The organism is Nitrobacter vulgaris (assembly GCF_002028545.1).
In the GTDB taxonomy this organism is placed as follows: Bacteria; Pseudomonadota; Alphaproteobacteria; order Rhizobiales; family Xanthobacteraceae; genus Nitrobacter; species Nitrobacter vulgaris.
In genome coordinates this window covers 1-10,278 of the sequence record NZ_MWPQ01000013.1, presented here as the reverse complement: position 1 = coordinate 10,278, position 10,278 = coordinate 1, and the positions used below count along the sequence as shown (strand labels likewise).

General features: G+C 60.2%; 9 protein-coding genes and 1 pseudogene. 9 read left to right on the top strand and 1 reads right to left on the bottom strand.

The features are described 5' to 3' along the window. On the bottom strand, positions 1–2,244 hold a 2,244-nt coding region (gspD, locus tag B2M20_RS04135; protein ID WP_079445828.1), incomplete at its 3' end, for a type II secretion system secretin GspD. A gap of 341 nt (positions 2,245–2,585) precedes the next feature. On the opposite strand from gspD, the gene B2M20_RS04130 reads away from it, so the two are divergent. From B2M20_RS04130 to gspM, 9 genes and pseudogenes are all read left to right on the top strand, one after another. Next, positions 2,586–4,283: a GspE/PulE family protein gene (locus tag B2M20_RS04130; protein WP_079445827.1), complete on the top strand. Its 1,698-nt coding sequence runs from the start codon at positions 2,586–2,588 to the stop codon at positions 4,281–4,283. Between the two features lie 10 nt (positions 4,284–4,293). Beyond that, positions 4,294–5,504, top strand: a pseudogene (locus B2M20_RS04125) (type II secretion system F family protein). Positions 5,505–5,521: 17 nt separating this feature from the next. Beyond that, positions 5,522–6,016, top strand: a complete 495-nt coding sequence (gene gspG, locus B2M20_RS04120; RefSeq protein ID WP_244553417.1) for a type II secretion system major pseudopilin GspG — start codon at positions 5,522–5,524, stop codon at positions 6,014–6,016. Positions 6,017–6,021: 5 nt separating this feature from the next. Then, positions 6,022–6,486, top strand: a complete 465-nt coding sequence (locus B2M20_RS04115; protein ID WP_079445826.1) for a prepilin-type N-terminal cleavage/methylation domain-containing protein — start codon at positions 6,022–6,024, stop codon at positions 6,484–6,486. Beyond that, positions 6,458–6,868, top strand: a complete 411-nt coding sequence (locus B2M20_RS04110; RefSeq protein ID WP_079445825.1) for a prepilin-type N-terminal cleavage/methylation domain-containing protein — start codon at positions 6,458–6,460, stop codon at positions 6,866–6,868. Before B2M20_RS04115 ends, B2M20_RS04110 begins: the two co-directional genes overlap by 29 nt. After that, positions 6,865–7,605, top strand: a complete 741-nt coding sequence (locus B2M20_RS04105; protein ID WP_079445824.1) for a PulJ/GspJ family protein — start codon at positions 6,865–6,867, stop codon at positions 7,603–7,605. Before B2M20_RS04110 ends, B2M20_RS04105 begins: the two co-directional genes overlap by 4 nt. Beyond that, positions 7,602–8,522, top strand: coding sequence for a type II secretion system minor pseudopilin (locus B2M20_RS04100; protein WP_079445823.1), 921 nt, complete (start codon positions 7,602–7,604; stop codon positions 8,520–8,522). Before B2M20_RS04105 ends, B2M20_RS04100 begins: the two co-directional genes overlap by 4 nt. 25 nt (positions 8,523–8,547) lie before the next feature. After that, positions 8,548–9,606 (top strand): PilN domain-containing protein, encoded by a 1,059-nt coding sequence (locus tag B2M20_RS04095; protein ID WP_079445829.1) that lies wholly within the window; start codon positions 8,548–8,550, stop codon positions 9,604–9,606. Between the two features lie 23 nt (positions 9,607–9,629). Beyond that, complete coding sequence (gene gspM, locus B2M20_RS04090) at positions 9,630–10,157, top strand: type II secretion system protein GspM (protein ID WP_244553416.1); 528 nt, start codon at positions 9,630–9,632, stop codon at positions 10,155–10,157. The last annotated feature ends 121 nt before the right edge of the window (positions 10,158–10,278 follow it).

Below are 10,278 nucleotides of genomic sequence, written 5' to 3'. Positions count from 1 at the left end.
ACGGATGAAAATGATCAATTCAGTGCGGGTGCCTTTCTTGCGCTGGTGCGCGAAAGCGTCTCCAAACCCCTGGATTTCGTCAAGCAGAGGGATGCCGTTGCGTCCGCCGCTCTGCTGTTCGCTAATCAGCCCGGCCAGTAGCACGGTCTGACCGCTGGCAACCGAAATCGAACTCTTCACCCGCCGTTCTGCCACGGTCGGTGTCAGCGTGGAGGTAGCGGTTGGCTGGACGCTGCTGATTTCCTGCTCGACCTCGAGCCGGACATTGCCGTTCACGTTGATGCGCGGCGAAACGCGCAGGATGACGCCGGTGTTGCGATAGTCAATGCTGTTGACCACGTTGTTGTTGCTGTTCAGGACCATGGCAGTGCCCGTCGAAATTGGTACCGTATCGCCGACTTGCAACGTTGCCATCTGGTTGTTGATCACGACCAGTGAAGGATTCGAAAGTACTTTGACGCTTGTGACCGCATGAAGAGCATCGAGAATGACGGCCGGTTGCGCTTCCGAACCGACCAAGAAGTTGAAGCCAGGAAGCGCGCGGTTAATGAAGGCGTTGGCTATCGAACCAGCCGCCGCGGCCGCATCGGTGCCGCTTGAGCTTGGTATCGGTGCCGAACCTGACTGCGTATTGAGGATCGAACCCTGATTCGCCTTCAGACCTAGGTTCTTGCTGGTCAGATAAGATTGCACACCGTAGCTCAATTCGTTGGTGAGGGTTACCTCGGCGATCGTCGCATCGATAGCCACCTGCAACTGCGGTTGATCGACCTGATGCAATGTGGCTTCAATGATCTTGTAGTTGGCCTGATCGGCGTAGATCAGTAGCGTGTTGTTGACAACATCGGGAGTGATGCGCACGCCCTGCATCAGCGGCTGCCCATTGCCACCGTCGCCGCCACTGAGCGCGTCGCTGCCTGCGGACGTGTTCATGCCAATCCCAGTCCCGGTCCCGGAGCTTGCCGTCAACGGCTTAGCTCCCGAAGAATCGCCTGCTCCACCCGTTCCGGAACGCGAGCGAGATCCAGAACTCCCGGCCGACGACGGCGAGTTTGCATTTGCCGACAGCTTGTCGATGCCGGAGGTCAGGGACGAGCCAGAACCGGGAGCGAGTTGATTGTCGGCACCATCGAGCGAGGATGACAATCCGCCGATGAACATCGCAGTGAGGACGCGCGCAATCTGCTTCGCCTCACCATATTTCACCCGGTAGACATGCACGCTGGTCCGCGCGGTATCGGCCTGATCGAGTCGCCGGATCCAGGTCGCAGCCGTATGCAACAATGCCGGCTTACGGCTCACGACGAGAATGGCGTTGAGCCGGCTTACCGATTGGAACTTGACCACGCTTTGGCTGAGGCCACTATCGCCGGAGTCCATAATCTTTTCTAGTTCCGCAATGATCGGCTCCGGCGCACTGTTGCTGACAGGATATATCCCCACCGATTGGCCACGCATCCAATCGGCGTCGAAGCTCATGGCAGTGTCGACCGCGGCGCGGCGCTCAGAGCCAGTGCCCTGAATCAGCAACAGGTTGTGGGCCGCGTCAGCACGCACGCTGCCTGGCTTGGTTACAAAGGAATCCATCAGTTTCATGACAGTCTGCGCCGAAACGTATTGAAGCGGCACGACGGAAACGCCGTAGCCCGGCTCCGTTGCCGTCGCAGATTCCACCCGCCCTGCTCCCATGGCCTCGCCACGCTGGGTCACGCGATAGCCGGCGTTGTCGTGCAACAGCGCAACACCGGAAACCCGCAATGCATTTTCAAGAACAAACGCAATATCGGACTTCGGCACCGGCCGCACCGACACCAGACTGATCGTGCCCCGTACCCGCGGATCGATGGTGTAGCCCTCATTGAGGATGTCGCCGATCATGACCTTCGCGACGGTCGGGATCGGCGTGTTTTCGAAATTGAGGTCATAGCCGCCGCCCGTATTGCCGCCACTCGTGGCCGGCTGCGAGCGAGTTTCGGCGATCTCGGTTATCTCCTTGCCTTCGAAGACTTCAGCGCGCCCGCGCACGCCAACATTCGGCTGATCTGCATGCACGCCTTGCGCCTGGCGCGGCATGATGTCGAGCGACCGCACTTTGTCGAGCACGTCGATATCGCCGGGTGCCGAGGCGGCGGTCGTGGCGTATTTGCAGGAAGGTAGGAAATTGGCAATGCAAAGTGCCGTTGCGATAGCGCAAACGCTACGCACCACTTTTCGGCACCGCATCTGATCGCTGACAGGACCCATGCTTACGCCGACCAACGGCTAGCGACTACATCGCGGATCACACGCAAGGATCGATCCAAGGTGAGCCTACGGTTAACGCCAAAGTGAAAGATTAATCTAACGCCGATTTCAAACAGTATTGTTGAAAATCCTACTTCGCATCGATTCTCCTTTGAGAAGCTGCCCATTCATTTGATTGATACCTTGCTTGCTCATCGAACACTTGATGCGATATATTCAACAAAATATACCGTAGCCGTGTGAAGGGTCACGAGTCAATTGCGAAGTTGCGGGATCGTGATGGACGAGCCTCGGGGCGCATCCCGACTGTCTAACGCTTTTACATTCGTAGGAAGGGACGCATGACCGGTCCTCAGTCATTACAATTTGTCGAGTATCTGCACCGAGGCCGACAAGAGTCAGATCCAAAAAAAGAGGTTACGTCTGATGATTCGGCGCAACAGCGTTCCGCGCCGGGAGCACCACACGCAAAGCTCTGGGAGACCACAAACTTATCGCCAACCGAATTTGCCGACGAAGCCGCCCACTTCTTCGGTCATTCCCGCGTAAGTCTGCAGGAGATACTTGCGGCGACGCCGCTGATTTCGGCCTTCTCGCAGCGCTTCCTACGCGAGACGCTTGTGTTTCCTTACGAGGTGGCTGACCGCGGTATCCACCTCGCCGTCGCCGACCCGACCGACCTCGCGCCGCGACGAGCGGCAGAAATCGTGCTCGGGCCGGATATCAAGATCACCATCGCCTCGTCCGACGATCTCGCCGCGGCACTGGACCAGCGGCTTGCCGACCATGATCCCACCGCACACGCGGAAGCCGGCAGCTTGCCCGTGCTGCGCGAGGACGACGTCGATAGCCTGCGCGATCTTGCGAGCGGCGCACCGGTGGTGCGCGCCGTCAACGACCTCCTGGAAAAGGCCGTAGAGCTGCGGGCCAGCGATATCCACATCGAGCCGTTTCAGAGCGGGCTTGTAGTTCGCCTGCGGATCGACGGAGTGCTCCGGCCGATTACGGCGCCCGCCGGCGTGGTACCGCAAGCCGTAATCTCGCGCATCAAGATTATCGCGAGCCTTAACATCGCCGAACGCCGCCTGCCGCAGGACGGCGCTGCACGGTTGCGCGCCGGCCGCACCGACATCGATATTCGGGTCGCCATCATGCCGACCCAACACGGCGAGTCCGTCGTCATCCGCATCCTGCCGAAGGACCGCGGACTGCTGGTGGTCGAGAAGCTCGGTTTCGGGCAGGCCGACGAAACCAAGCTGCGGCGGTTGTTAAAGCTGCCGCACGGCATGATTGTCATCACCGGACCGACCGGCAGCGGTAAGACCACGACGCTGGCAACGATCCTGTCGATCTTGAACGAGCCGACGCGGAAAATCCTCACCGTCGAAGACCCGGTCGAATATGAAATCCCAGGGATCAACCAATCGCAGATCAAACCCGCGATCGGACTGACGTTCGCAAGCGCGCTGCGCTCCTTCGTGCGCCAGGACCCAGATGTCATCATGGTCGGCGAGGTGCGCGATACCGAGACCGCGCATGTCGCCGTGCACGCCGCGCTCACCGGCCATCTCGTGCTCACCACTCTGCATACCGAGACCGCAGCCGCGGCACTGCCGCGTTTGCTTGATCTCGGCATCGAAGGATACCTATTGCGCTCGATCCTTCGCGCGGTGGTCGCTCAGCGACTGGTACGCCAGCTCTGCGAACGCTGCAGGTCACAAAAGATCCTGACGGATTTCGATCTCGCCGACGATCCCCGGCTTGCCACACTCGGCTTCCAGCCGGGCGAATCGGTGCCTGCGCCTTGCGGATGCGAACGCTGTAGCGGCACCGGCTATCGTGGCCGGCTCGGCGTATTCGAGGTGCTCGAACTCGACAACACCTTGCGCGACCTGATCGGTGAGAAGACAGACGGACTAGAAGTTGATCAGGCCGCAATTCGCGGTGGCATGACCACGATGCTTGAAGACGGCATCGCCAAATGCCGCGCCGGATTGACCAGCCCAGCGGAAATCCTCCGCGTCACGACGACGCGATGAGGACGAAGTGATGCCGAATTTCCGCTACCGTGCACTGACGCAGAATGGCGAGATCGTGAACGGCACGCTGTCGGCGCCGACCGCGGCGGAGGTCGCGGCCAGGATCGAATACCTGCAACTGCTGCCGATAGAGACGACTCAGGAAAAGCGCTCCGCCTCGGCCTCCGGTGGCTTTTCCCTATTCAGCCAGCCAAGCCCGACGGAGGTGACGACGTTCACACGCGATCTGGCGCTGCTCCTGAAAGCCAGCGCCAGGCTTGACGACGCACTCGAACTCTTGTCGAGCGACGCCGACGTCGGACGGCTGCGTCCCGTGGTCGGCAAGTTACGCGCAGCGTTGCTCGGCGGCGAGAGTTTTGCCGAGGCGATCGCCGCACATCCAATACTGTTTCCACCGATGTATGTGGCTTTAATACGGGTCGGCGAAGTATCGGGCACGCTGGACCAAGTGCTGGAGCTATTGGGCGCCGAACGTGCCCGCGCCGAACAGATGCGCCGCAAGCTGAGGGACGCGATGCAGTATCCGGTGTTCGTGCTGATAGCCGCGGTCGGCGTCATGTTGTTTTTTATCCTGTGCGTGCTGCCGCAGTTTTCCGCGGTGCTGCAGGATTTCGAAGGAAAGTCGGACTCCGCGCTCAACGTTTCCTGCGCCTTTCGGATTTCATGCGTTCCAACGCAACCGTTCTTCTGCTCGCAACGGCCTGCCTGATCGGTGCGATCTGGTTTGCGTGGCGCCGTCCCGCCGCAAGAGCAACTGCACTGGGCGCGGCTGCGCGGATGCCCGGTATCGCCGGCATCTTCCAGTTCTACCGAACCAGCCTGTTCTGTCGCAATCTCAGCATCCTGCTCGGCAGCGGTGTCAGCCTGACCACCGCTTTGCGTATCCTGGTCGACATTATGGCGGTCTCCGGCAATGCCGACGTCTGGACCGCTGCATCAGAACGCGTGAGGCACGGGGGCAAGCTGTCCGAAGCGCTCTCGGCCTCGAACAGTCTACCGCCGATGGCGGTACGGATGATGCGGCTGGGCGAGGAAACCGGACAACTGCCGGCGCTGGCGAGCCGGGTTGCCGAATTTTACGAGGCGAAACTGCAGCGCAGCCTCGATCGCGTCGTCGGCATCATTGGACCGCTCGCGATCGTCACCATCAGCACCGTCGTCGGCGGGCTGATCGTCTCCGTCATGACCGCGCTGTTGTCGGTCACGCAGCTTGTTGGATAGATGAAGGGATCAGAACAATGGCAGGTGCAATCTTCTCCGGACTTTTAAACCGCTCACGTGTCGCGACGGAAACCGTCTCGTATACCGAGCAGGGTTTTACCCTGGTCGAAATGCTGGTTGTCATCACCATCATCGGCTTGATCATGGGCCTGATCGGCCCGCGCGTGCTGAACTATCTGAGCGAGTCAAAGGTCAAGGCCGCGAAAATCCAGATGCAGAGTTTTTCCAGCGCGCTCGATCTCTTCAACCTCGATTCCGGCCGCTATCCTTCGGCTTCCGAGGGGCTCGCGGCACTGGTTCAACGCACACCTGGGGTCGACACGTGGAACGGACCGTATTTGAAGGGCGGCAACGTTCCCAAAGATCCATGGAACCATCCTTATGTCTATCGCATGCCAGGTGAGCATGGCGCTTACGACATCACCTCCTACGGTTCCGATGGTCAGGAAGGCGGCAGCGGCACCGCAGCGGACATCTCGCTTGACGCATTGACCACAGCCAGGAACGAGTGACTCGCTTGAACGAGGCGCACCAATATGGCTTTACCTTGCTCGAGATGGTTTGCGTCATCGCGCTAATCGCCCTGATGGCGACAGTGTCGTTACCCTTCTTGCCGCAGCATACTTCGCGCGCGCGGTTGCAGGCCTATGCAGTGGAAACAGCGGCCCTACTGAAGGGCGACCGTAATGCCGCGATCGGCCGTCACGCCGCTGTCGCGGCGCTGGTCGATTCCTCTTCGCGTACGATCCGTTCCGGCTCCACGGCGCAGCTCCTGCGCATTCCGGACGACGTACGCTTCGACGCGCTGCTACCCCAGACCTGCCATCACCGCGCAGCACTGTCGACCATCAGCTTCTTCGCGGATGGCATGTCATGCGGTGGCACGATCGCACTCGCTCGGCTGAATACAGTCTACGAAATCCGTGTCAACTGGCTGACCGGAAGGATAGAAATTGCCGACCGTTCAACGAGCAGAAATTGACCGGCATGATGCCGGTTTCACGATCCTGGAAGTGCTGATCGCGCTCGCGGTCGTCGCCGCCACCATCGTTTCGGTCGGACATGTAATGGCGACCAACACGCGCGGCGTACGGAAGTTGGAAGAACACCTCGTCCTGATGCAGACCGCACAGGCGGTGCTGGCGACTGCGATACCGCCGCGCAAGGAGCTGACGGAGGGACGGCGCTTCGGCGAACTGCGCAACTATCGCTGGCAGGTCGACATCGGCCCGATCGGCGGCTTCGTCGCCGACAATGAGATCCCCTGGAGTCCTGAACTGGTGAAGGTTCGAGTCCGCTCGCCTTCCGGCGCCACCATCGAGCTCCCGACCGTTCGCCTGATGCGTAAGGCACACAAAGAATGACAGGCCGGACCGATGCAGGCGATGCAGGTTTTACGTTGATCGAGGCGTTGGTAGCGCTCGCGCTGACCGGACTCGTGTTGTCGGCGCTCGCTACGCTCACCGCTCAATGGTTGCCAACTTGGAACCGCGGGCTCGACCGCATTCAGAATATCGAACAAATCGGAATCGCAATGCAGCGGATCGCCGCCGACCTTTCCGCCGCCGAATATGTCTCGCCGGGCCGTGAGCAGAAAAAGCCACTATTCGACGGGTCGGCACTGTCGGTGACCTTTGTGCGTACCACGCTCGCGCCCAACGCCGGCATCGGGCTCGATATCGTGCGTATCGGGGAGACTACCGACCGAGGCCGTCTCGTTGTGCTCCGAACTCGCGCGCCGCTCACACCGATTCCACCCGGCATATCACCTTCGGAACAGATTCATACGATCGATCCGGTCGTGTTGCTGCGTGCACCCCTGCGCCTGTCCTTCGCCTATGCCGGACCGGATCACGTCTTCCATGACGACTGGCACGACCAACCCAAGCTGCCGAGGATCATCATGCTGACCTTGCGCGAGGCCCTTAGCGAGCGCGTACTGTCGGCATCGACAGTAGCACTGGTCCATGTTGATGCGCCGGCTGGCAAAAGCGGCAATGGCGCCGGTGATGATGCAAAAGGCGGAGACAAAGACAACAACAAGGACGGCACCGTGAATGACAACAAGACGACGGGCGCTCCAAGGGAGGGCGGCTCATGACGGCGGAGTCGTATGACGAAGGGTCTTCAGCCCGCCAGGAATCCCGCCGCGGTTTCGTCATCGTCGCCGTGCTGTGGCTGCTCGCCGCGCTCGCAGCGTTAGTGACGATCTTCTCAGCTTATTTGTCGAATTCGGCGCGAGCATTGGTACTCAACGATACGAGCCTCAAGGCCGAGGCATTGATCACAGCCGGCGTCGAACTGGCCGCCTATAGGCTCTTGGATGCGAAAAAGGGCGAGCGCCCGCCGCTCAACGCATTCCATATCCGGCTCGGCGGAGCGAGGCTCTCGATTTCCTCTGTTCCTGAAACCACGCGTGTTGACCTCAATGCCGCACCGAAGGAGTTCCTTGCCAGTCTTTTGTCGGTACTCGGCGCGAGCGAGGAAGACGCGAAAGCCGCAGCCGACCGCATCGCAGCCTGGCGCGGCCGCACCACGACCGCCAGCGGCGACGACCAAGACGAAGAGGCACGCTACCGGGCGGCTGGGAAATCCTATTCGCCGCGCCAGGCGCCGTTTCCGCATGTCAACGAACTCGCCCTCGTACTCGGGATGACACCTGCGTTGGTCGAACGCGCTTTGCCCTTTGTCACCGTGTTCAACGGGAGCGCAGGCGTCGATGTGCTGACGGCGCCGCCGGAGATTATCGCCGCACTGCCGGGCATGACGCCGCTGATCCTGAAGGATTTTCTGGACACCCGCGCGACGCGGCCGAACGATCCCGCCGCGATCAAGGCGGCGCTGAGCACGGCCGACACGAAAGCTGCGACGGCGCAAAAGAGCAATGCCTATCGTATCCTGATCCGCCTGCATTTTGCCGATGGCCGTGAGGTTGCTTCAGAAGTGGTCATCGCGCTGGGCGCCGCAGAAGAACCCTATCAAGTGTTGTCGTGGCAGATCGTGGCCGCGCGCGGATGACTGACGGAGAATTTCTGAGAGCATGATGAGCGAAGCGAAGAAATTGTTCGAAGGCTGGATCGGAACTGTCGCCGCAGCTCTGCAAACGAGCGTTACGCGTGCGATGCCGCAACGCCGGATCCTGCTCAAGCAGGACGCGACCGGCGATTTTGCCGCGATCGCCATCTCAAAGCAAAAAGGCGCTGCGCTATCGCAAATCACGCTCCGGCTTGGACAGGCCCCGGTTCTGACTGAAGAATGGCGAGCGGCGCTGCGCGGCAGCCAGCTTGAAATCCACATGAGAGCGGACCAAGTGTTGTTCCGCACCGTCGATTTCCCCAAACAAGCAACGGACTTTCTCGACGGCATGGTCCGAGCCCAGATCGACCGCCTGACACCGTGGACAGCCGATAATGCGGTGTACGGCATGACCGCGCCAACGCCCGCGGCGAATGAGCGGATCGCATTGACGCTCGCCACGACATCTCGTCACGCCATTCAGCCTCTCCTGGACCTTGCGTCATCTCTCGGCGCAGCATCGGTCGAAGGATTGATCGAGCCGCCGGACATGGAAGCCACAACTCGTCCGATCAGGATATTCGAGAAGAAGCTATCCCGCCCCGAGACGCTTGCGACCGATATACCGCGGCTATTACGGCTAACGTTGCTCGGCACCGGCATGGCGACCGCTGCGACACTCGTCGTCTCCACCTATCTTGGCGGCGTGTATGACGACCAGCGGCAGGAATTGCAGCAACGTATCAGTCAACGCCGTGCGGCGCTCCGCATCGACCAGCCCGGCGAGTCAGCGTCGTCGTTGCTTGCCAGGCGCAAGCAAACCTCGCCTTCCTGCGTCATAGTACTGGAGGAGATCTCACGCACACTTCCGGATTCCACCTATGTCACGGAATTGAGGATCGATGCCGATAAGATGCAAATCGTCGGCTTGACCCGGAACGCACCATCGCTGATCCGTCTCCTGGAGCAGTCGCCTCAATTTTCTCGCGCCACCTTCTTCGCACCGACCACGCGCGACCGGAATGATCCGGGCGAACGCTTTCATATTGAGGCGCGTCTAAAGCCGCATTTCGAGATCAGATCATGACTCTCGCGCCCATTTTACGGAAAATGACAACTGCGCCGTTGCCTGCGACGGCTATCTATGTCGGCACTCTGATTTGTTTTCTGCTCATCATCACGAGCTCAATATCGGATCTGATCGGCAAACGTGCCGACAAGGCGACCATGGAAACGATGCTCGAGCAATTCGAAAACCGACAACCCTCAGCGGCGAAAAACAGACTCGCTGGCGCGCCAGCAGGCTCGCCATTTCTGGAAGGCACAACCATAACAGTCGCAGGCGCTGCGTTTCTGCAACGCGCTTCTGCCGCCGTCACGAAATTCGGAGGAAACGTGCTATCGTCGCAGGTCGACTTACAAGGTAGCCAACAAAAGCCCGGCTTCGTCACGATCATTGTGAGTTTCGAGATTGCTCAATCCGGGCTACAACAATTGCTCTACGACATCGAGGCCGGCATGCCGTTCCTGTTCGTCGACCAACTCACCGTGCAGACGCCCGCGGGCTTTGGCGCTTCTGGCGAGGGCAAGCTTCGGATTCTACTTACGTTATCCGGACAATGGCGAGGCGCAAAATGACGTCGCCGCGCAAAATCGCCGTGATACTCACGCTGCTTTTGCTGGGGTTTGGTATTCCGGCTTCGACTCGCGCGTTGCAATCGGACGTCGACGACATTGATCTGGATAAGCCGCGCCGGGA

Excerpts from the sequence above, each read along its gene's own strand:
- B2M20_RS04100 (WP_079445823.1), top strand. The coding sequence starts at position 7,602 with ATGACGGCGGAGTCGTATGACGAAGGGTCTTCAGCCCGCCAGGAATCC.
- B2M20_RS04105 (WP_079445824.1), top strand. The coding sequence starts at position 6,865 with ATGACAGGCCGGACCGATGCAGGCGATGCAGGTTTTACGTTGATCGAG.
- gspG (WP_244553417.1), top strand. The coding sequence starts at position 5,522 with ATGGCAGGTGCAATCTTCTCCGGACTTTTAAACCGCTCACGTGTCGCG.
- gspM (WP_244553416.1), top strand. The coding sequence starts at position 9,630 with ATGACAACTGCGCCGTTGCCTGCGACGGCTATCTATGTCGGCACTCTG.
- B2M20_RS04095 (WP_079445829.1), top strand. The coding sequence starts at position 8,548 with ATGAGCGAAGCGAAGAAATTGTTCGAAGGCTGGATCGGAACTGTCGCC.
- B2M20_RS04130 (WP_079445827.1), top strand. The coding sequence starts at position 2,586 with ATGACCGGTCCTCAGTCATTACAATTTGTCGAGTATCTGCACCGAGGC.